Consider the following 23,272-nt stretch of genomic DNA (forward strand, 5'->3'; position numbering starts at 1 on the left):
CTCGGTCACGGGGATCCCATTCTCGGCCTGCTTCAAAATTCCCAAAATCTGGCTGTCAGAAAATCTGGACGCTTTCATGTAAAATCTCCGTTCGGGTCAGTATCGGAAATTCTACCCATAAACGCTACTTCTTTTTGGGAGGATTACCATTTCTACTCAAATTCTTATCAAGGCAATTGAGTACAAAGGCACTTTGGGCCGGATTCTGTCGGACAAAGAGAAAGGCCAAAACCCTTTATTTGCAAGGTGTTTTGGCCTTTTCTGTCCATCGTTGGACTGAGCTGTTGGTGGAGGGAACGACGACCTACCGCAAAACAGTCTCAAAGCCCGCGCTCCTCGTAACTCCTTGATAATAAACACCGAAGTCATCTCACACAACCACTTCCCGACAACCCGACCAGAGAAACGATTTTCTCCCCTGATTTCCCTGCACCGGACGAGGGTTACGGGTTTGCAGTAAAACCGGATACCTGGCGCTTCTCAGCAACAACTTCGAATCCGGTTTTCGGACGCCGGTTCAGTTCCCAAAACGGGAATCGAATCGGCCTGACCTTGAAGGCAGTGACCTATCCTTACCTCTCTGCCAGGACTTGTTTCTCAAGATCCAGAATTGCATGTATCTGGTTTTCAAGCTGGAAGCTGCCTGCAGAGAGATCCAAATACGCTCTGATTAGAAGGCATTTCTTTAACAGATTTGTCTGACTTCGGCTGAAATTCGGCTCATCCTCTGGAGCATACATTGTCAGATACTTTTCAAAATTTACCTGCGCCTCAGTCAGAGAGTAATCCAGGTGCGACGGCTCTTCGCTGCCAGATGCATCCGAGTCTAATGGATTCTCCGGCCATCCACATAACAGGCATCGTTGATCACCGGTTGGAGCAGTTGGAAGCCCGCAAGCCAGACAGGGACGACGATCAAAACCGGGAGATTTACCTCTGAGACGTTCGCAGAGATCTTCCATTCGGCTGATACGTTGAAGAGAATATCCGACCGCTAATTCTCGAGTAACCCTTCCATATCCGTAAAGGGTCCCCTCCCAAACGGGATGAGCTAACCACCAATTGTCGAGGAACACTCCCTTTCGCTGATCATAGCGCAGAGGTTTCCGTGACAGATATTCCTCCAGTGTCGTCGGTGACCCTTCAAGCCTTTTCACTGCCAATATCTGTTCCGCGAGTTTCTTGCTGTCCGAGATAATTAGCAGAGAATCGTACAATTTTCTGAGTTTGTTCTTTTCCTCAACGTCTTTGTTCGCCCACTCAGATCCGCAAATATCATCCGGAGGGTACATACTGCCAAAGCGGGAGAAATTCAGCCTCGCGTCTGTCAACGAATAATCCCCGTTTGGCCCACCCCAAACCTCATCGGCACTATCATCGTCCTGGCCGTCATCCTCCCATTTACACAAGAGACACATATCATATCGAGAACGCTCTTCTATGGTTGGGTACCCACACGCGGGACAGGCACAGCGATTGAAGACCTCATACGGTTCCCCGTTAGGATTCCAAAGCTGATTGCACAGCCTGTCAAAACCACGCCTCCTCTCCTGAAATTCTGCGATAGCTTGCATACCCGCCCTTTACGTGTCCTCAATCATCTATCAGCATCCGCTTCTCGGCATGGTCAACGCGCCACTCCTTGCCTCTGTCATCGGTCAGGATTGCGGTGAAAACTGACCTGCCAATCGAGGCAGAACGGCCGTCCTCCGAATAGTCATCAATCCCGAAGTGGGCAGAAAGAACGGCCGAGACTACAGCTCCAGGTGGTGCCAATTGCTCGAAGTTTCTGAAGAGCGTTCTCTGACACATCCCGGCAAGAATCCGGTTCCTTTCAATGTCGAATTCCGAGGGCTCTATTCGCAGATCCAGGAGGTCAATTGTCACCGTTGGCAACCGGTGCTGATACGCCAGCCAAGCATAATGCTGGGCCGAACAGGAAAACATGTGAGCGATGCCGCTGGCAAAACTCTTGATGTGTTTCCGACCCAATTTATTCGGCCCAAAAGGCGTATCTGCCGTTTCCACTGATCAATCCCCGCGCTTCGATTTGTTAACCTCGCCAATCATAATATGGTGTAATTTTTCAAGGTTTTTCTGGGTCAGGTCTTTTAGTGAACCGACCGGTTTCTTCAATTCAAGTCGTGTTTGCGCAATCGCATAGAGATCTTCTTTTGACATCCCAAGTTCGTTAGCTCGGGCATAGATCGGCTTATAGAAACTTTGCTTCCACCGCTCCGGAGCCTTGCGTCTGATCTTCGGACGAGCCATGGCAATTTGAGCGTGCAACCACTGGATGGCTCTATCGGAATCGTCAGATGATATTTCCTTGTAGGTGGTAACATCGAATTCCTTTTTTAGCGAGCTCCAGATCCGTTTTGCAGCACGCTGGGAATCTTTCTCGGCCGCCGTGTAAATATCGATATATTCATTGACCAATTCCAGGATTTTTCTCGCTGTGGTATTGCTAATGTGCTTACCGCCCGGATCAGTCTGTACGACAGTCTTTTTGACCACCCTCTCGGTAACAATATTCAGGTCTCGACCGGCTACCATATTTCCTTTGCCATTCACCGCCTGAATAACGTGGACGGAATTCTCAGGACGTGGAAGCGGCGTATTCAGCTCGCAGACCTTGCTGTACCAGTTGTCCCGATGTTTCCTGAGTTCTCCCTCCGAAAATTTGCGTCCTCGAGGATGGTTATTGTTGTAGTGTTCGACTTCTGCATGGCAATCAAAGCAGAGCGGAATGCAATTTTCAAAGCTGTCGTCACCGCCAAGGTGCTTTGGTTTGAGGTGGTGAGTCTCAATTCGGACCCCACAGAATTTGTGGCAAATGCAGCATGATCGCCCGCAGGCGACTAATGCATCTTCGACGATTTCCTTTGAAAAACTCATGCGCTCCCTCGTATCAATTGCTAATGCCCTGAGCGGACTTTGCCGGAGGCAGGATCAGGGTGTTTTCCTCGGCCGATTCATCCTTCAAAACAGTTTCCGGGGGTTGAAGCGAAATCAGCCAGTCAGCTAAATCCGCTGACTCATGGTTACCGTTCTGGCTAAGGCTGAACAGCAGGTCCTCCTGGCGGGGTTGACCAAAAACCATCCGATAAAGGGCCAAGCCTTGCTTCAGTCGTTTGAGCTTCCCAACCTCCTTGCTGTACGGGAGTAGAGGGATGCGGCGCTCCACCCGGGCGGAACCATCCTCGAAGATCCAATATGGGATGAGATCGGAGTGCCCATTGGACTTTCGCTGGGCCGCGATATGGAAAAGGGTCTGCCACGGATCACCTTCCTCAAACGCCTCGGAGAGAGCAGTCAGACCATATCGTTCCGCGATATTCTTTCTGACCGCATGGCCTTTGTAGCGATGAACCCGGCCTTCGCGCTGTTCAAGATCAACGGGATTGGAAGGCAGGTTCCAGTGGACTACCGCATGGCACCAAGTGTGGAAGTCCAACCCTTCCTGACCAATTGAGGTCGATGCCAGAACGAAGGGACGAAACGGTGAGTTGAAGGCATCCCGCACCGAGTCGGCACGAACGAGAGCCTGGTTGTTGTCGTCTCGAATATCCCCGAACCGGAGCGCGAAACGACAGCGGGTGTTGAAATCATCAAGAGCAAAGCCGTCGCCCGACATCTTTATTTCATCGATTCGAATCTGCGCGGTCCGCAGTGACAACACCGATTGGATACACTCGGCTATGCCAGCCACCTGTTCTTCCGGTGAGTGCTCTTGGAGACCCAAAGACTCTCGAAGGACATGCACGTATTCGTCGAGCACCGATTGGAGATTGCCGTCAATACCGTACTGAAGCGTTAACCGCCAATAAGTGTCCTCGCCGGAGCCTCGCAGCATGGCAATCGTTTCCGGCATATTGAAAAGAGATCGGAAGCCGGATGCGATCCTGGCTGCGGCTGACAGGAGGTTCGGGTCGGACACGTCAAGTTCGGCACTGATACGGCGAAGAGCTCGCAAGGCACACACGCCAGGACCGGCAAGAGCCAGATCGCAAAGCACATCGACTAGATCATCCGGCTGAGGGCCGAGAGGAATGTTACCCTCCGCCATGCTGACCAGCAGGTCGATGTGATCTTTGAAGCGAGTGCCAGATTCATGGTCCGGTGTAGCGGATCTCCATCCCGAATGGCTCTTACACCAGTCCAGCAACTCGTTATGAGAATCGAGTAAAATGGGAGCCGCCCAATACCATCGCTCGTCAGCTCGTGTCCCTTCCCCGGCACGAGGCAGGGTTTCGACCAAACTACGGCAGGTAGCCTTAACCTCGTTCCTCAGTTCCTGGGCGTCCACTGGCCCGCTTCCATGGCGAAGTGCAATCTCGAGCGGATCAATCTTGGTGGCAAGGGTTGGGGACGGCAGCAACCAGGCAATAACCGGCATACCAGTAAGGCGGTTATCGTTTGAGGCTACCGCAAACCGCAGCAATGGCTTGATCTTGTCATAGAGTTCGCTGTGGGAAACCGAGGTTCCGGCGATCATCATTCGTTCGGCTTCGTAGGAGCAAATTGACGCAACCGCGTCCGGAACGGCGCTCCAAGAGGAAAACACAAGGGCTTTGGTCAAACCATCCTTGTCCCGGTATGCGTCACCAGGCTTGATATACGGCATGGACGGCGGCATCCATAAAAGCTGCCACATGCCCTTATCAATAGTGTCTTCGAAGAGCACGCGCATCCTTGGGTTGGCAGGATCGAGAGCCTGATAGCCTTCAAATTTGTTTTTCGTCAGCAACTGTCCATTTGCCGACGAAAGAGTTCCGCGAAGAGCATCTGAAGGGGCATTCAACTGGGCATCCAACTTATGCCGCAACTCGTAATGTTTCAAAAAGTTGATCAAGTAAGGCGCAGACTTCCAGTATTCAATTGGTTCCCCGGCCTTAACGCAGATTGCCACTGCGTCAACGGTCGCGGCGTGCTGAAGATCCGCTGGCTTTAGGGGAGCCGTCCGCTCGATCTCGGTCAGCATTGAGTTGTGATCACGAGTCGTCGCGACCCGCTCCGTTCGGCACATGACGTTAAGGAGCGCTCGTTCAAGTTCGGCCTTTTTCCCCGGATGACATACGGAACCCTTTGCGCAGGCGTGGAGCATTGTTCGATGCTCTGACAAGAGATTTTTGACCGCATCAACCTTGCCGGAATCATTGAAGAGGAAGTTCAGTGTCCTGATGAAATCTGGATAGTGGTCGTCCTCGTCATTCTCCTGGTCGAGGGTGAACATTTTGTAGGGCGTTGCGGACAGCAGGAGAACGCGAACGTCGGGATGTTCAAAGAGGGCGGTCGCCAGCATGGAGGCTTCGTCATCGCCATCCAGCAGGTGCTTGAATCGTTGAAATTCATCAAGGATGACCAAATCGGGCTCAAGCGCGGAAAGGCATACTGACGCCAGCTTGCTTCTGAGTTTTCCGATCAGGTCGTAGCGAAGCTCAGAGTCTTCCCAGGGGATTCTGCTGTAGTCCCGGTAACGAGCAAAGCGTTCACAGCCTTCCTTCAAGGCCGCATAAAGTTCGGCATCCTCTAGAACTGCCCGGCGGAAGGCCTTGGAAAGGTCTGCATCCAGATCCTCCGCTGGTAGGTTTTTGGCCTTGGCTCGCCAGTTATCCTTCCCTGCTGTCGCCTGAAGAATGTTGAGGAGGCCTACGCGCAGCCGTCTGCGCCGTTCATTTTGCGCCAGGGGCAAGTCGTACAGCATCCGGTAGAGGATAGCCCGTTCATCGGCATGCCCCCCTCGACTGCGGGCATGGTCGAAGGCGGTACCGGGCGTCAGGCTGATGAAATTTACCTTGTTCTTTCGCAGCGAGCGTACTTGCCTGGGCAGGTAGGTCAGTCGCGTAGCGATTGAAAAACCATCCGTGTCGCTGACATTGAGCCGATTGACATTCTGGGTCGCGATGGCGGCATTGGAGCAGATGTAGATCACATCGACCCGATCCACCTCGTCTTGAAGGCGCTCCAAGGTCTTGGCAATGATTCCCCGGGCGACTAGCGTTTTTCCAAGTCCAACTTCATCGGCGATCAGAAAACGGGAAGTTGGCTCATTGCCATAGAGCCGCTTGAAGACGTACTCAACGGTCTTCCTCTGGAAATCTTTCAGACCGGCCAAGGCGGGAGCAGATAAAAAGCGGTTGCTATGCATCACGCCCCCCGATGGAAGATTCAAAAACCGCCCAGAGGTTTAAAAAGTCCTCGGGGATAATCGCATTCTGGCTTCCCTGGGACAGATCGCGAACCAGCCCCGAGATTTCCGATAGTCTCTCCGGGTGTCGGCTGTACGTGCGGGTCAGCTCTTCCAGTAGCGGGATATCCTCACCGTCGGCCAATCGGGCCAACCATTTGGCAAACCCGGAGCCACTACCTGGATCAAGTCCGGATACCCTGTCATCCCCCAGCAACAGCAGGAGATAACGCAGGAATCCCTCCTGATTGCTGATCACGGTTTGCAGGATGGCAGAGTTGCGTTCTTCTGGAACGCCGGTAACGGGAATATTCAGAACGAACCGGGCCGAAACATCCGGATGGTTGGTCTTAAGCTCAAACGCGATGAGACCCGTTACAGAAGAGGCGGAGAACTCTCCGAGGCCGATCCCGCCGTGAGCATCTCCGTTAAGAATGTCCACCGCGAAGTCCCGAGTAACGGTTATCGGCCATGCAATAGCACTGACGATCCCCTCAAGGGCTGGGATTTCTCCCGTCAACACCAATGCCCACAGACCGTCCTTCGATCCCGGACTGCATTCGATGGACAGAGCTGTTTCAGCTATCCGGGAGCGAGCCCCCTCGACGGATTCCTCAGCCGCCTGCCGGAGAGCATCAATCTCTGCTTCCTTGCTCGTGTCAAAGTCGACAAGATATTCACCTAATCCGTCAGCGCCAAGAAGCTCGTCGATGCCACCAACTTTGCTCTTCCGGCCAACTAGCCCGACCAGAATCTCGACGTTCTTCGAAGCATTCAGCGCCGCGTTGGTTGCATTCGCAGACCCCATGATCACATGGGTATAGTCTGAATAGTACCTGGTCTCAAACAGATAGACCTTTGCATGGAGGCCGGTCGCAAGCGGCTGTTCGATGGCGTCGTCTTCCTCGCCATCCTCGGTTTCCGCCGCGTCGTCCAGATGAAGACATTGCGTGAAGAGCTCGAGAGTCTCCTTCTTCAGGGCTGATAATGACTCCGGACGTGAGATGAGAGCATCAGCGGCCTTGGTTTTTCTCGTCAATGCTCGCAGGGCCTCATCAGAACAGAACGGCGAAATGACGGCCATCCGATTCGCCATGGGAGGCTCCCAGTCATACGCTTTCGTTCCCGGAAGATAGAAGGTCAGCTCGTCAAAGCCGTCGGGGAGTTCCCACTGGACTCGATGCAACTCGTCCGCGAATCTGAGAGCTTGTTCGCTCCTGCCAGGCTCTGTTTTTCCGGTGGCCAGATCAGGAAGCGTCTTGAAGAAATGAGCCAGCGGTTTATTTGATTTGGACTTCCGGCCTGCAATCGTCCCTTCGAGCTGAAGTGACAGGTCCCAGGACTGATCGGTGGTCATATTCCTCGTCAGGACCACCAGACGATACATCGAGCTGCTTTGATCGGGGCTGACAAAACGGATTGCCCAGACTTTCGGATGGAAGACGCCTCCGCCAGGGGCCGTTACCTCGACAACCATTTCCTCCAGAAACCCAAACAAGGGGTTGGGCTTGGCAATCTGGGGCACCTGAATCCGTCCTCGTTGCACATAAACGGTGATGCGTTTCGAGTACCTGCGGATGGCTTCAAGCACAGACAACGGGTCAGGATCGGTCTGACCATCCGCCGCCATTAACGCCAGATAGACAGGAGCCTCAAGCAGCAGGGCTGGGTCCATCGAAAAGGTAGTCGCAACAGCCTCGTTGAAAATCATCCCCGGCGGTGGAGTCAATGCAGAGGTATAAAGGCTCCGGGAGTTTGGATTCAGCATTGCTCCTCCCGGCTCATCCCCTGGTACAGGTCGTTCAAAAGCACCTTCACATTCGGCCAGCGATAGACGAGTCTTCCGACTCCGGAGTACCCGCCCCACTGCTCGAGCGCCCTTTGATTCCTGAATCGGGAACGCGTGCCCTTGAGTTTCATTTCCCTTCTTTTGATCAGGGTGAGCGCATCTGCGTTAGAAAGGAGGTCATTGGGGGACCTCCGGGTATGGTCGATCCACTGCTGAACGAAAAATCTCGTTTGCGGGGTGATGGTGTGGCCATGATCCATGGTCAACTCCCAGAGGCGGCTCACCGACCAGGAGCGAATTTCCTCCAGGGGAAGATTTGCGGTCCATTCATCGAAACTTGCCTGATGCTCGGCGACAAGATCTTCATGGTTTCGAAGCCTGGCGAGCTGAACGTTGTACGAGAGCGCCGCTCCATGCATCACCTCCGAGAACAGCCGTGCATGGGTCAGGAGTTCTTTATGCTGTTCGGAAAAGCTGCCGTAGTCCGGATGTTCCCACGGAGCTTGGGTGTCGGCGGGTTCGCAGTGCAGTGCCAAGAACGAGAGGAGACTGTTGGGGCAAGCGACCTGGATGCGATCCCGAATAAATTCGGATTCTTCCCTGGATAAAGCGAAGTTCACCGCCCCCGGAAAGTCTTCCGGAGGTGCTGGCAATCGAGGATGCCAACTGAGAGTGGCCATCCGCTGCTCAACGTCGATGTCGTCTCCCCGTACCTTTGCGTCTTTCTCAAGAGCCTTCAGGGTATTCCGGCGACGGTATGTTTCGTCGATGCGCCTGTGATATTCGTCCTGCGAGAATGGCGTAATGCGTATTCCCCAGACACCGAGACCGGCCCAGTAGACGGAGCTGGGCAACCGTTTGAGCCTCTTTCCTGCGGTCTTACCAAAGACGCCAGCCTGATCATCGGAATCCATCAATGGCTGAACCAGGTCTCTTTCCAGCTTGTCAGCCTGGATCGAAAAACTCTCTGCAGGTAGTCGCTTCTCTTCTAGCGAATGGTAAATCCATGGCACGAAAAGCATGTAGCGAAGGCGTGTCTGGATCGTGCTTGTTCCTGGAAACAACTGATCGGCAAAGCTGTCCCGCACGGAGCCGAGCCCAAGCTCGTCACGACTTTCCTTTTCCTGGAAAAGGGAAAGGATGCGAAGCGTGCGTTCCCTTGCTTTCGAGTCATGGTCAATCCATGCAAGGACGGAAGGCATCTTTCAGTACTCCCCCCCTACAGCCACAAATGGATCGGCGTTGATTGCATCAAACTCCATTCTCGTATCGCCCCCTCAATTTGCATCTCATGGTCGACAGAGCACCGCGTTCAAAGAACGGCAAGTCGATGGTGTCGCATACCGAACTGCAATATTGCTCGGCAAAGAGCTGCAGGTGAGCGGCGTCACGAGCCACGTCCGGATCGGATGGCAGATACTGGAGAAGCGCGTCGCTGATAAGCATCACAAACTTGCTTCTCGCCCGGGTCAGCGTCACATTGAATCGTCGTGGGCTTAGGATGAACGCATCTTCAGACGCAACAAAATCCCGGTCGGCCACCACATAACTGGAAAGGATCAGGTCGCGCTCCTGACCCTGGAACCGGTCTACGGTGTCCACAAATGGAGGCGGGTCCATCGTCATACCGGCTGCGTCCACGAGCAGATTTCTGATGGATGCCATCTGGGCTCGGTGGGGAGTCACAATGCCGATTTTCTGCGTCCAAAACTCCTGGGCGCTTACTCCGGACTGTTGGGCGTCGACCAGCTTCTTGTACAAAAGGGTCAAAGCGGAAACGATCTGCGCCTCAAAAGGGTTCGATAACGTATAGGTGTTGACGGAATAGCTGATCACCACCACAGGGCAAGCCGGGTCAAGAATGCGGAGAAACTCGTCGGACCATGGCAACTGCTCAGGCCAGTCGGCGGGTCTTCCATCAATATTGATGGCGAGATCCAGCTTTCTCTCGGGGAAGAACGCTTCGTATTCGTTCTTATAAAAACGCTTACAGGGCCATGCGGAAATTTCCACGTTGGTCCGGTAGTTGTGTTTAAGCTGCACCGGGGTGATGCCGTGGGTCTCCTTCATGTAAGAGAAAATGCAGTCAAACAGCCCTTGAACGCTATCCTTCATCTGGAAGCCGTAGATCGGCCCAAGCTGCCGGTCGTCACCTGCAAGGACAACATGCCCATCAGACTTCAAAAGCAGAAAGTAGGCCGCAGCCGCAGCAACCTGAACCTGTGACGCCTCATCGATCACCAGCAGATCAAACCATTCGGCTGTCGGCTCGCTATCCTGGTGGTCTTTCTCGGCCAGCCGTCCAAGTTGTTGCCAGGTACCCCCCACGATGATGATCCCGGGATCGTCGCCTTTCAGGGCATTCACAAAACCCTGAGCCCTTGCAGAGGTCCTCGGCATATCTTCGATCTGATCACTCAAGGGGGGTGCGGAGGAGTCGCTCCTCACCCTTGTGACACGAACCGGACAAGCTAAAGCTCCGACCGAGGTCGTCCGTCTGTTGATCAGTTCCAGGACTTCGTTGAGGACGTTATCGATAGCGTTGTAGTTGCTGGACCCGATACCGACACGCAGCGGAGTTCCCGCCTCGGCGTAATGTTCAATCCACCCAAGAATAGTCCCGGCCAAGACCGTGGTCTTTCCTGTACCCGGCGGCCCCCAAAGCAAAGAAATCCTGTTTCCGAATGCATCGTGAAAAAGGGATTCCTGCTTTTCGTTAAAGGCATCCTTCAGATATGGTGTTACCTTCGCGTACAACTGGTTGGTGTCGGCGAATGCTTTTCCTGCTGCCAGCGAGCCGGGGGTATACATCAGGCTATGGGCTGGTTCGGTCATTTTTGTCGGTCTCTTAGCCATTGCCTTACCTCCGCTTCCTGGCACGTTTGATCGGTGCTGCCTTGCCGCCGACAGACCTCAATGCTTTTTCTATCCTGTCGCTCGAGAAGTCCCGGTACATCGGATCGAGGACAAGCGGTGAGTCGAGCGCCACGAGTCCTTGGGCGACCGCAAACTGAAAGAGCCCCTGGTGACCCGGTTTAAGAACCACATAGGGATTGTCCTGCATGGCCTCTAACCGAATGACCTCTACCTGAAGCAATGCCCCTATCGACTTGTTCGTCATCCACCGCTCGGTCAGGCCGTGTTCGCCCAGCAGTTCTTCTGCATCCTGGAAGCCCAATCCAAGTCGCCGACGCCACGGTTCGTCGAGATCCACGTATTCATTCTCGTTGGATAGGGCGACGGTAAATTCGCCTTCCTTGATTCGGGAATCCCTGCTGGTCGGAGAAAAATCGAAAACATAGAGCGTTTCGTGTTGGTACTGTGGATTCGCGAACTTGATCTCATCGATGATCGGATCAGCCTCTGCTTGAGGCTTCAAGGTCAACCCGCGTATCGAGAAAAACCTCGCCTCCCGTTCATCGACGGGCAGTGAGCGAGTGTTCCGGTTCTCCATTTCCTGGCACGCGACATTGAGCTTCTCAAAAGCGATCAGGCTTCTTGCCGCCTCCGGAACGCTTGCCTGGGAGGATCGTGCGGCAGAGAAGCCGCTCTTTTTCAGCACTAACCGGTCTTTGTAGTTTTCACGCAGTCGCCGGACGATGTGCTGCAAAGCTTGCAGGTGAACCTTCGTGGCCCGCTTAATGCCATCGTAGAGTTCGTCCCGGGTGTAGCGCCTCCACTTTGACGGGTCAGTAGGATGAAGTTTATTGAAATGGCGGACGAAAATTTTGTCCTGCCACAGCTCATAGGCACGTTCGAAGGGGATCTGATCGCTCATTGGGGTAGCGAACCCAAAAGGCAGATCGAATTTATACGGGGTGCCATCCTCTCGAACATTTGGGAAGAAACTGTTCGCTGCATCAAACAGGGAGTAATCGTGGGCAACCGGCAGCCCAACCAGCATTCGAAGAACTTCCTTGACGATGGTCCCCGGCTGGGACTTGAAAGCATCCGGATCGGGCAACAGACTGTCCGGCGGGAAGAATCGGGTAAGTACCTCGATCAGTTCGATCACGTCAGGGTTCTGCATATGACGCTCGAACATGCGCTTGAGCTGACGCACCTCCAGCATGTCCCAGAAGAAGATGTGGGAAGAGAGACGGTCACGAGCCGGTAGACCTGTGTTGACGGTCGACACCTCCTCTAACCACTCAGAGACCACGGTCGCAAATTCCTTCAGCCTCTCGCGCTCCGTTTCCGGGTTCATCGCATCGACACGGTCGACGATGAAAATCTTTTCGTCCGTCACCGGAGGATCGCCGGGTTTGCGGCCGTGCGGGAAATAGAGCCGCGCCGCGCCCAGGGCAAAGGAGATACCAGAGCCCGGGTCGAAATGAATCGTGATAAAGATGCTTTGGTCAGTCCACGCGGGGATCATGGCGCTGCGCCGTCCATCGACCGGCAAGGGTGCCCCCTCGGTCAAGGAACGGGCGCGAGTTGCCAGCGCTGGCCCATCCGCCCGCAACTGGTGGCTGGAATCGATAACGGATTGCCACCGATCATCGGCGGTAGTCACGGCTTCAGTCAGTCCCGCCGTAGTGGTAATGCCATTTGAACGGAGAAGTTCCGCCTGCCCTTGATTGAGCCAGGCCAGCCGGGAAAGGTGATCGCATTCGGATGCCTTGTCTCGGCAGTAGCGAACGTAGTCGCAAAGCTGGCACTTGGGACCGACATGCCAACTGGCATCCTCCATACCGGTCTGTAGAACCCGGAGAAGGCGATCCTCGAAAAACTGCTTCACGTGGACTTCATAGACTTCATACGGAACCCGAATCAACGTTTCGCTGAGGGCCTCGGAAACAGGATCTGCGGCTCCCTTGGCCTGATAAAGCTGGACCAGGTTCCTGAACGCATTGATGTCATGGCTTCCTGGCCAGATGGTGCCTTCCGCCGAAACGGCATATCTGCCGCCAAGCCCTTCTTGCTGGATGGTTGTGGCCAATGCCAGAGCGTAGTAGGTCACTTCCGTGAAGTGCCGCAGGGATGGCTCCGCAGCCATTTTCACATCAATGATATGGATTTCGTATTCAGGCACAGTCCCATTGCCGATCAGCGGCGCACCAGTACCACCTGGACGTATCCAAAGGATGTCCGGGCGCACTCGTACCTGGTCGAGACCGAAATCGTCGTATGCCTTTTGAAGGCCGGGAGTAATGTTTGTGGGAACCGTGAACTCCGCCTCGATAATTGCCTGGGGTGGTTCCTGTTGCCGGAGGATGTCAAAAAGGTTCTGAATTTTCTTGAAGGGCTTCCGTCCCAGAAGATCATCGACCTTGTCCTCGAGAAGGAACACAACTTTCCCATCATCTGAGGTGTCGATCAGATCCTGGTATTTGTCGGCTTCCCAACGCCGTCCGGCCGCTTTGATAAGTTCAATACCAGGGCGTTTGTAGGTTTCGGCCGAGACCCCAAGTGAGTCCCTTTCAGCATCACTGGCCAGACGAAACCGGAGAAACCGGTCACAATCGAATTTGAATGTTAGGGCAAGCGTTCCTTTATCGAGTTTCGCCATCACAACTCTCCCGGGGTTGGTATGTTCTTCAATGCATCCGACATCGGTCGTGTGCTGGTATCCGCCTCGCCTAAAAAACCTCTACTGACGACCAACGCCCGAGCCAAATTAGTGAAATCAGGAATTTTGAAGCCGATCCGTTTATGGGCGGACAAGGCATCAAAGTGAGATTCCGCCTCCACGACAGCGTCTTTGAAGGCGGTTTCGCTGATGACCGGAACGCCCCTCTTGATGACGCCTTTCTTCTTGCGGCAGACCAGCACCGCGTCCCACTTGATGGTGCCATCGTAAGTGTGAAGGCCTCCTTGGCCTTCGCCACGCATGGGCAGAACCTTGGTTACCGAGAGTCCCGAATGAAGCAGAGCCGTGCCGAGAGCATCCCATGCCGATGCAAGTTTATGGTGGTAGGTGAACACGCAGATCCCGTTCGGCTTGAGCACTCGGTTGCATTCCATGAAAATCTGCTGAAGCCGCTCCTGGTATCCCTTGATGGCTTCATCGGACCGTCGCGTGATGGCCAGGTTCTGCAGTATCGGAGCCGAAGTGACGTTGTCGTCATACGGGGGCGGTGCGATTCCCAAAGCCTGATGCCAGGCCAAGTAGAAGTCCGAGAGTTCCGAGTAGCTCAGATTGTCGAAATACGGCGGATCGGTCAGCACGAGATCCACTGAGCCGTCCGGTAGTAAATGGAGTTCCTCGGAAGACTGGGTTTCAATCGCCGCCGTGGCGCTGCCGCTCAATACATCATCGACAGAGCCAAGGCAGGCTTGTTCGCGCTCGAAATCATCTTCATAAGCAACTCTGGTGCCTTCCGGATGCAGCTCCTGGGGCGCTTTGGAAAAGGCAATCGCCTTCGATATTTTCCGGACCGTGTTGATGAACGTCCCCCGTCCGACGCCATCCTGCCAAGGGTTCAGTTCGACCGGACGAGTGATGTGCCGGTATGAGTGGATGGAGAACATTGGGCTCGTTCGGCGATAGCCAAACGCATAGGCCGTGTACATGCAGTTCGTGGTGAGATGTTCACTGAAGGCCAGCTCAAGGCAGCGCCGCGCCTCATCGCTTTCCACTCGGCCGATGGCCGAACCGAGAAGGTGCAGGTGGAGCTTCTGCCGGTCGTTGAAAAAGTCTGCGTAATGCCGAATCCCGTGGATCAGAGGTCGTCCATCCGAACGCCCCTCGCGGGGAATGCTTCTCGTCGGCACAAGCAAGCCATTCCCGATCATCCGCAGCTTCCGGGTGGCTCGGTCGTACAATTCCTGGTCCGCCTCTTCGACGCGCTTGAAATGCCTTGTGCAGTTCTTGCCGGTTCCGACCAGATACTCCTGGGCAAAGAGCTTCCAAGTGGGGCTTTCGGCACCGTCAAGGTCATCCGCTGCGATCTTCTGTGTGTTCTTGCAGGTCGGGCAGGTCATGATCCCGTTGCCGTGCGTGCCCGCGCTGATAGTCGTGCGCTTGCCGCAAGAGCAGTGCAGCACCTTGCGTTCAATCGGCAATTCGTGGACTGCATGACAGTCCTTGCAGAATACCCACTGCAGACCTTTCTCTTTGGAGTAGGCCAGTTGAAAATGGGGATGGAGCTCTACATCGCTCTGGCAATTCGAGCACTGCTTCACCTGGACCCAGAAATGATGAAGAACATCCCGTTCGACACCATCAACCATGGTCCGATGCAACGGCGTAATGAGTTGGGCGACCTCATTGCAAATCTGCTCGATTTCCGGGTAGTGATCCTCCATCCGGGAGGCGGCCAACTCAAATCGGGTAATAAAGGTCGCGACCGGGTCGATATCAAAACCAATCACCCGGGCGTTGCAGCGCATGGACTCCACCAAACTTGTCCCGCCGCCGATGAAGGGATCGAGAACGACAGCGCCATGCACGGAGGTTTTGCCGAGATAGGTATCCCAAAAGGTGTCGGCCTTGTCAGGAGGAAGGGTCAACGCGGTGAGGATCGAACGGAACTGAGAGCCCACCCGGCGAGCAAACCAGCGGTGGACCCGATACAAAGGATTCGAGCTCTGTCCTTCACGCAGGGCAAGTTCGGCGATTTGGGCAATGGGAATGTCGCCCGCCTCCAGCAGGGTACGGGCAGGCCAACCGCCAAAGGTGTCACCTCTGCGGTTTTCAACGATCTGCTTTGCCTGACCTGTTTTAGCCATAGAGCCCCATTACCATCCCTTCTCAGTAGTACTGCCGGATATATCCGAACGCCTTGTCGAACAGATCCTGGTCCTTGACCTGGTACTTCACGTAAATCACCTTGCGCAGGGCCTTCTGGACCTCGCGCTCTCCAGCTTTGGTGTTTTGCCAGCCGGGGAACCGGACTAAGCGCACAATCTCGTCGATGTCGGTCACGATCCGCTCGATCACCATCGGCGTCTTGCCGTTCTTCACCTCGGCGAACAGTTCGGTCAGGGCCGCTTTGGCCTTGGCCTGTTCATCGACCGGGTCCACCTGCTTCTCGGCCTGGACGACCTCCTTGGCCAGGGTCAGCAGCTCCTTGAGGAAATCGAGGCTGTGGAGCAAACCCTGTTCGTGCCGCTCTTTGAGCTTTTCGAGGCGCTCGCCCAGGGCGACAAACTTCGGATTGTCCTTGTGCTTGCGCAGGCGGGCGATGAGCTTGATCTCGATTTCCTTGGATTTCTTGTCCGGGTCCTTGGCATCGAGCAGCCCTTCGAGTACCTCGGCGTCCATCACCAGGGTGTCCAGATCGTCGCGTACCGTCTCCAGATGCACGTTCTCATGCACCAGTTCGATGGTCTTGGCCCCCAGGGCGTGCCAGAGCAGCTTGCCATTGCCGCTCGGCGGCTTCACCGACTCATAGACCTGGGTCAGCCACTTGTAGTCCTTTTCATAGGGACCGAGACAGGGATCGGGAGACAGCGCCTCCCACAGACGGGAGAGCACCGAGTATTCCGCCGCGAACTTGTCCCGGGTCTCGTTATCCGGCAGGCAATCCTGCGCCACGATCAGCCCCTCGTAGCCGCCGACGGTACGGTCCACGCCAGGGAAGAACGCCAGGCATCTCGCCACCACGCCGGGCAGCTCTTTCTTGAGGTCATCCAGGTTGGTGATGACCTTCTGCACCGCCTTTTCATCGAAATCGAGGGCCGTGGCCACGTCATCGAAGATGCCGAGGTAATCCACGATCAAGCCATGGGTCTTGCCGGGGTAGACACGGTTGGTGCGGCAGATGGCCTGCAGCAGGTTGTGATCCTTCATCGGCTTGTCGAGGTACATCACCTGCAGAATCGGCGCATCGAAACCGGTCAGCAGCTTGGAAGTGACGATCAGGAACTTGAGCGGGTCGTTCGGATCGCGGAATCGGTCGAGGAGCTTTTCCTCCTCGTCCTTGGCCAGTTTCCATTCCGCGTAATCGTCGGACTTTCCACCCTGGGTGTGCATGACGATGGCGCTGGCCTCCGGACCGACCAACTCGTCCATGGCCTTCTTGTAGAGCACGCAGCATTCACGGTCGAAGGTCACCACCTGGGCTTTGAAGCCGTTCGGCTCCACCTTCTCCTGGAAGTGCTTGACGATGTGCTGGCAGATGGCGTTCACCCGTGCCGGGGCCTTGATCAGCACCGCCATTTTGGCGGCCCGCTTGGCCAGGTCGTCACGATCCAGCTCGCTCAGCTCATCGGTCATCTGGGAGTAGGCTTCGTCAATGGCGTCCTTGTTGATTTTCAGCTTCACGTCCACCGCCTCGAAATGCAGCGGCAGCGTGGCCTTGTCCCGGATCGAGTCCTGGAACGAGTAGCGGCTCATATAGCCCTGCTCATCCTCGTCCGCGCCGAAGGCCCAGAAGGTGTTGCGGTCCCGCTTGTTGATCGGCGTACCGGTCAGACCAAAGAGAAAGGCGTTAGGCAGCGCGTCGCGCATCTTGCGCCCCAAGTCGCCTTCCTGGGTACGGTGCGCCTCGTCCACCATCACGATGATGTTCGAACGCTCGTTCAGGCGGCCGTCCGCCTCGCCGAACTTGTGAATGGTGGTGATGATGATCTTGCGCGTATCTGCCGCCAGCAGGCTTTGCAGTTCTTGCCGGGTGGCTGCGCCGATCATGTTCGGAATATCTGCGGCGTTGAAGGTGGCGGTGATCTGGGTGTCCAGGTCGATGCGGTCCACCACGATCATCACCGTGGGGTTGCCGAGCTTGCGATGCATCCGCAGCTTCTGCGCCGCGAATACCATCAGAAGCGACTTGCCTGAGCCCTGGAAATGCCAGATCAGGCCCTTCTTGGGGTAGCCCTTGACCACGCGGGCCACCATCAGGTTAGCGCCTTCGTACTGCTGATAGCGGCAGATGATCTTGATACGCCGGTGCTTCTTGTCGGTGGCGAAGAGGGTGAAATTCTGCAGGATGTCCAGCACCACATGGGGGCGCAGCATGGAGCGGATGGAGCGCTGCACGTCCGCCAGCGTCCCCTCGGCCTTGTTGTTTCCCTCGTGCCACGGCCCCCAGATATCAATGGGCATGCGCACCGAGCCGTAGCGGTAGCACTTACCTTCGGTGGCAAAGGAGAGGACGTTGGGCACGAACATCTGCGGTACGCTCTGTTCGTAGCCGTTGTGGATGTCGCTGGCCCCGTCCACCCAGGTCACCGCCGGGCGCACTGGCGTCTTGGCCTCGCCGACCACCACCGGGATACCGTTGACCAGCATAATGATGTCGAAGCGGCGGCCACCTTCCTTGACTGGATAGACCCACTGGTTGGTGACCACGTAATCGTTGTTGCTGAGATTCTCAAAGTCGATCAGGCGCACCGGCGTATGCTCGCCGCGCTCGCCGAAAGGCATGGACTTCTCGCCCCGCAGCCATTCGGCAAACAGTTCGTTGGCCCGCACCAGGCCTTCGCTCTGCACCGACAGCGGAATGGTCCGCAGGCGGTAGAGCACCTCGTCGGCCCGGTCGGGCTGGGCCTTGATTTCCGGGTTCAGGCGGATGAGGGCGTCGCGCACCATCGACTCCACCAGCACGTCGGAGTGCTGGCGCGGCAGCTCTTCAGCGGCAACGAAGCGCCAGCCTTTGAGCTCGCCGCCATAACTGGCAAGCTCTTCGGCAACCATGTTCGAAGTCACGCTGCCGCAGAGCGTGTCGAGAACCATCTGTTCGACCGTGTTTTCTTCGTTAAACATGGGCGGCTCCCTCCCGATGTTCATAGCCTTCCATTAGAGCTTTGGAAAGCCTCCGTACGCTTGCAATATGCCTTAAAACCTCCCCTTTTACAGATCCGATTGTTTTTGATTTCTCAACAAGTTGAATCTGCGTCTCTATGGGCGGAAGAAAAATTGGCAATGTAGAGTATTCTTGCCCATTAATATTTGGCTGGGCACCAACCCTTACAGTGTTGTCTAGCCATTTTTTGTAATAACTAGAACGCGTGAATAGAAACAAGTAGTCTGGTAGAAGTTTTTTGGTGTTAGGCTTAAACCTTACGAGGTAACCTGCATAAACACACTTCTCATTTTGTTCTGAATGCAGATAAACCTTACCAACTGTGTTTCCGGTTCGAGCAAACAAAACGTCACCATGCATCAGTAGGTATTTTTCTTCATCATCATTACCAAGGCGAACCCCAACCTTTTCTTCCTGATTTAAAAGGCCATTTGAGTTTATGTCCGTTATTCGAATATATCGAAGGCCGTCATTCTGGAATTCACTTGCTGGCGCATTTGCGCCATATTGTGGCTTTCCATGGATTAACTTACCTAGAGCTATAAAATTTTGATGACTGTTGTTTTTTATGATCAAGTCATCAATCAATGCTCCTTGCATAGTTTCACAATGCAAGTATGCCTTCGCAAAAAATTCCATAGTCTCATCCGCCGCCCACAAGATCTCGGCAATGCGCTTCTGTTCATCAAGCGGCGGCAGCGGAAATTCCTGCACTTTCAGCGTTTTCCAGTTGATCGTCGGCGAAAGCGAGCCCACCGATATTTCGATGGCTCGCTCCATGAACATGTCGGATTGCAGGAAGAACGGCAAAAACTCCGGCAGAATCATCTTGGGCTTTGCACGGACGACCATGGCATGGGCCGAGCAGATGCCATCGAACTCCGCCACGGCGAGTTTGCGCTGATACGCACGGCGGCGGCCGAAAATCACATCGCCCTTCTTGAAGGCCAGCTTCTGTCCGGTGACATCTGAAGGCTGCCCCCACTGGCGCAGATGAAGCGTGCTGGGATCGAGATGCTCCAGCCCGACATAGACATCAGTCTTGGCATCGGCAGGGTCCACCCGCACAGCAACGTTCTGGGCGATGTCGCCAAACTTGACCATCTTCCAGCCGGGCTTCAGGGATTGCGCACTCATTTGCCACCTCCCATCACCCGTGCGTCCTCAAGCACCTCGAAGAGGCCATCCATCGACTCCCGCAATGCCATCGAACTTTGCTGCCAGTTCGCAATGGCCTGCTTGAGGCTGACCGCATCGGCCGCTCCGTTGCCATTACCGTTTCCGTTGTCCGCCCGCACGTAGAGTGGGATGCTGAGGTTGCTGGCTTTCTCCCGGATCTCGTCATTGCTGACCACCCGGGCAAAGCCGTCCTCGTCACCGAAAGCCTGGTAGGAGGCGACAATGCGCTGGATATGATCTTCGGTGAGGAAGCTCTGTGCCCGCTCGCGGGTCACCTCTTTCAGCGCGTTGATGAAGAGCACCTTGTTCCTGCGCTCCTTGGGTTTGTTCATCCGACAAATGACGACGCAGGCTTCCATGGGCGAGTTGTAAAAGAGGTTGGGACCGAGGCCCAGCACACACTCCACCACGTCGTGGGCGACCAGCTTCTCGCGCATGGCCGACTCTTCGTTGCGGAAGAGGACGCCATGCGGAAACAGGATGGCGCAGCGGCCGCTCTTGGCCTTCATGCTCTTGATGATGTGCTGCCAGAAGGCATAGTCGGCGCGGCCCTGGGGTGGCGTGCCGTAGATGTTTCGGCCCCATGGATCGGCGGACCATGCATCGCGATCCCACTGCTTGATGGAGTACGGCGGATTGGCCAGGACCACATCGAACTGCATGAGCCGGTCGCCTTCGACAAAGGCTGGGTTGGCCAGGGTATCGCCCCGGACGATACGGAAGTCCTCGATGCCGTGCAGGAACAGGTTCATCCGGCCGATGGCGGAGGTGAGCAGGTTGCGCTCCTGGCCGAACAGCCGCAGGTTCCGCCACTCCTTGTTCTGCCGCTTCAGATGGGTGACAGCGGAAAGCAGCATGCCCGCAGAACCGCAGGTGGGGTCATAGATCGACTCGCCCGGCTTGGGTTCGAGCATCTCGGTCATCAGGTGGACCACGGTGCGGTTGGTATAGAACTCCGCAGCGGTGTGGCCGGAATCGTCGGCGAACTTCTTGATCAGAAACTCGTAGCCCACGCCCAGCTCATCCTCCGGGCAGTTGGAGAGAGAAAGCGTCTGCGAGCTGAAATGCTCGATGAGCTCGCGCAGCATGTGGTCCGGCAGGCGGTCCTTGTTGGTCCACTGGGCGTCGCCGAAGACTCCGTACAGGGTGTCGGGATTGGCCGTCTCAATCGCCCGCAGGGCATCCTGAATGGCCTTACCGACGTTCTTGACCTTGGTACGGGTGGCCTTCCAGTGAGCATCTTCCGGGATCTGGAAGCGGTGCTGCTCGGGAAGCGCGGCGTATTCCTGATCGCCGCCGGATTCCTCCAACGCATCGGCCAGCTCCTCGTCATAGACGTCGCACAGGCGCTTGTAAAACAGCAGCGGGAAGATGAACTGCTTGTAGTCCCCGGCGTCGATGTAGCCGCGCAGCAAGGTGGCCGCGCCCCAGAGGTAGGATTCCAGCTCCGATTGGGAAATGTGTTTGCTTTTCTTCATCGCGCTACCACTTCCCATTCAGAAATGTCCGTTGGAATATCGACGTCATCCAGGGAGTCCCAGTCGTAATCGCCGGTCGCCTGCATGTAGACGTCATCGGCGGCCGCCATGGCCGAGTGATAGGAGCCGAGCAGGTCATCCTTGAACCACAGCCCCCAGCGACCGTTTGCTTGCGGTTTGATGAGGAAGAGGCCGGTGGGTGATTTGTACTGGTAGACTTTCACAGCAGACCCTCCCGGAGCAGCAGCCCCTTCAGGCGATCCTCGGCCGCATACGCTGCCTGCAGCGATTCCTTAAGGTTGGTGATGGCCTGATCGATGGTCGTGGATTCTTCCTCGATCACCGGCTCCACGTAGCGGGGGATGTTCAGGTTGAAATCGTTCTCGCGGATCTCGTCGAGCGTGGCCACCCGGCAGATCCCTTCCACATCCTGATAGCCCTCGTACCAGCGATGGATGTTGTCCACGTGTTCCGGCAGTAGCTCGTTCTGGGCGCGACCGGTCTTGAACTCCTTGGAGGCGTCTATGAACAGCACCTTCTGGCGGTGGGCCTTGGGCTTGCTGTCGCGGAAGACCAGAACACAGGGCGCGAGACCGGTGCCGTAGAAAATGTTCTGACCGAGGCCGATCACCGCTTCGAGCATGTCCATCTCCAGCAGCTTGCGCCGGATCTCGCCCTCCTTGGACATGCGGAACAGCACGCCATGGGGAAGCACCACAGCCATGCGGCCGGTCTTGCGGGCCATGGACTTGATCATGTGCTGAACCCAGGCGAAGTCAGCAGAGGTTGCTGGCGGCAGTCCGGCAAAGTTGCGTCCGTAGGGGTCGTTGATCCAGACGTCGTCCCCCCACTTTTCCAGGGAGAAGGGAGGATTGGCGATAACACAGTCAAAGGTGGCGAGGCTGTCGCCTGAATAAAAGGCGGGCAATCGCAGTGTGTCGCCGCGTTCGATATGGAAATCTTCCGCGCCGTGGAGAAAGAGGTTCATCCGGGCGATGGAGGATGTGGTCAGGTTCTTTTCCTGGCCGTAGAGCTTGCCCAGCATGAGGTTCTCGTCGCCGCCATGCTCTTTGACATGGTGCAGCGCTTCGAGGAGCATGCCGCCGGTCCCGCAGGCCGGGTCATAGATGGTTTCCCCGGCCTTGGGCGCAAGGATGCGAACCATCAGCGCGACCACGGAGCGTGGGGTATAGAATTCACCGGCCTTCTTGTTGGTCAGGTCGGCAAATTTCTTGATCAGGTATTCATAGGCCTGGCCGAGAATGTCCGCCTTGCAGTGCTCATTGCCCAGGTTGAGCGACGAGAAGTGTTCGATCAGGTCCTTGAGCAGCGCGTCCGAAAGGCGGTCCTTGTTGGTCCACTGGGCATCGCCGAAGATGCCGTGCAGGGTGTCCGGGTTGGCCTGCTCGATGCAGCGCATGGCCTTCTGGAGCGCATGTCCGATGTTGGCGCTCTTGGCCCGGACATCTTTCCAGTGGCAGCCCTCCGGAACCTGGAACCGGTGGTTCTCGGGGAACTGGGCAAATTCCACGTCGCCGTCTGACTCTTCCAGTGCCACGACATACTCCTCGTCATAGACGTCGGAGAGCCGTTTGAAGAACAGCAGCGGGAAGATGTAGGTCTTGAAATCGGCCGCGTCAACAGGACCACGCAGGATATTGGCCGCCTCCCAGAGATGCCCGGAGAGGGTCCCGATATCCAGATCGACTGAATTGTTATTTCCGTTCTTCCTGCTCATTCAGCTTGATCCTGTCTGCTCTTGTCCGCCGCGCCGCCAGCCTTCACCCACTCGTCAACCTCGTCTTTTTTGAACTTCCAAAGACGGCCCATGCGATGGGCGGGCATCGCATGCTTGTCGATCCAGCGGTAAACGGTGTCACTGCTGACACCGAGGTACTTGCCTATCTCGTCTACTGATAACCAGCGGTCTTCCATCTCGGCCATT

15 protein-coding genes are annotated in these 23,272 nt (G+C 55.7%); all 15 read right to left on the minus strand.

The window, feature by feature from the left end:
- Window positions 1–572 precede the first annotated feature (572 nt).
- Genes EB812_RS09395 through EB812_RS09465 form a run of 15 tightly spaced genes read right to left on the minus strand, consistent with a single transcriptional unit; the run spans window position 573 to window position 23,271 of the window.
- Entirely contained in the window at window positions 573–1,574 is a 1,002-nt protein-coding gene (locus EB812_RS09395) for a CPCC family cysteine-rich protein (protein WP_130958159.1), read from the minus strand.
- A 19-nt stretch (window positions 1,575–1,593) separates the two neighbouring features.
- Window positions 1,594–2,028, minus strand: coding sequence for a hypothetical protein (locus EB812_RS09400; protein ID WP_130958160.1), 435 nt, complete (start codon window positions 2,026–2,028; stop codon window positions 1,594–1,596).
- Window positions 2,029–2,031: 3 nt separating this feature from the next.
- Window positions 2,032–2,898 carry an HNH endonuclease gene (locus EB812_RS09405; RefSeq protein WP_130958161.1) on the minus strand — a complete coding sequence of 289 codons (867 nt, stop codon included), beginning with the start codon at window positions 2,896–2,898 and terminating at the stop codon, window positions 2,032–2,034.
- A 13-nt stretch (window positions 2,899–2,911) separates the two neighbouring features.
- A complete protein-coding gene (locus tag EB812_RS09410; RefSeq protein WP_130958162.1) occupies window positions 2,912–6,151 on the minus strand; it encodes a DEAD/DEAH box helicase in 3,240 nt (1,079 codons plus the stop codon).
- Window positions 6,144–7,958, minus strand: a complete 1,815-nt coding sequence (locus EB812_RS09415) for a phospholipase D family protein (RefSeq protein WP_130958163.1) — start codon at window positions 7,956–7,958, stop codon at window positions 6,144–6,146. The genes EB812_RS09410 and EB812_RS09415 overlap by 8 nt, the downstream gene beginning before the upstream one ends.
- A complete protein-coding gene (locus EB812_RS09420; RefSeq protein ID WP_130958164.1) occupies window positions 7,952–9,181 on the minus strand; it encodes a DUF6361 family protein in 1,230 nt (409 codons plus the stop codon). Before EB812_RS09420 ends, EB812_RS09415 begins: the two co-directional genes overlap by 7 nt.
- Before the next feature lie 49 nt (window positions 9,182–9,230).
- Entirely contained in the window at window positions 9,231–10,835 is a 1,605-nt protein-coding gene (locus EB812_RS09425; protein WP_130958165.1) for an AAA domain-containing protein, read from the minus strand.
- A gap of 4 nt (window positions 10,836–10,839) precedes the next feature.
- Window positions 10,840–13,491, minus strand: coding sequence for a hypothetical protein (locus EB812_RS09430; RefSeq protein WP_130958166.1), 2,652 nt, complete (start codon window positions 13,489–13,491; stop codon window positions 10,840–10,842).
- Window positions 13,491–15,653, minus strand: coding sequence for a DNA methyltransferase (locus tag EB812_RS09435; RefSeq protein ID WP_130958167.1), 2,163 nt, complete (start codon window positions 15,651–15,653; stop codon window positions 13,491–13,493). Before EB812_RS09435 ends, EB812_RS09430 begins: the two co-directional genes overlap by 1 nt.
- 22 nt (window positions 15,654–15,675) lie before the next feature.
- Window positions 15,676–18,630 carry a type I restriction endonuclease subunit R gene (locus EB812_RS09440; RefSeq protein ID WP_130958168.1) on the minus strand — a complete coding sequence of 985 codons (2,955 nt, stop codon included), beginning with the start codon at window positions 18,628–18,630 and terminating at the stop codon, window positions 15,676–15,678.
- Window positions 18,623–19,807 (minus strand): restriction endonuclease subunit S, encoded by a 1,185-nt coding sequence (locus EB812_RS09445; protein WP_130958169.1) that lies wholly within the window; start codon window positions 19,805–19,807, stop codon window positions 18,623–18,625. The genes EB812_RS09440 and EB812_RS09445 overlap by 8 nt, the downstream gene beginning before the upstream one ends.
- Window positions 19,804–21,327 (minus strand): type I restriction-modification system subunit M, encoded by a 1,524-nt coding sequence (locus tag EB812_RS09450; protein WP_130958170.1) that lies wholly within the window; start codon window positions 21,325–21,327, stop codon window positions 19,804–19,806. Before EB812_RS09450 ends, EB812_RS09445 begins: the two co-directional genes overlap by 4 nt.
- Window positions 21,324–21,551, minus strand: a complete 228-nt coding sequence (locus EB812_RS09455) for a hypothetical protein (protein ID WP_130958171.1) — start codon at window positions 21,549–21,551, stop codon at window positions 21,324–21,326. Before EB812_RS09455 ends, EB812_RS09450 begins: the two co-directional genes overlap by 4 nt.
- Window positions 21,548–23,065, minus strand: a complete 1,518-nt coding sequence (locus tag EB812_RS09460; protein WP_130958172.1) for a type I restriction-modification system subunit M — start codon at window positions 23,063–23,065, stop codon at window positions 21,548–21,550. The genes EB812_RS09455 and EB812_RS09460 overlap by 4 nt, the downstream gene beginning before the upstream one ends.
- Window positions 23,062–23,271, minus strand: coding sequence for a helix-turn-helix domain-containing protein (locus EB812_RS09465; RefSeq protein ID WP_063142412.1), 210 nt, complete (start codon window positions 23,269–23,271; stop codon window positions 23,062–23,064). Before EB812_RS09465 ends, EB812_RS09460 begins: the two co-directional genes overlap by 4 nt.
- Window position 23,272: the final 1 nt, after the last annotated feature.

This window comes from Desulfovibrio legallii (assembly GCF_004309735.1).
GTDB classification, from domain to species: domain Bacteria; phylum Desulfobacterota; class Desulfovibrionia; order Desulfovibrionales; family Desulfovibrionaceae; genus Desulfovibrio; species Desulfovibrio legallii.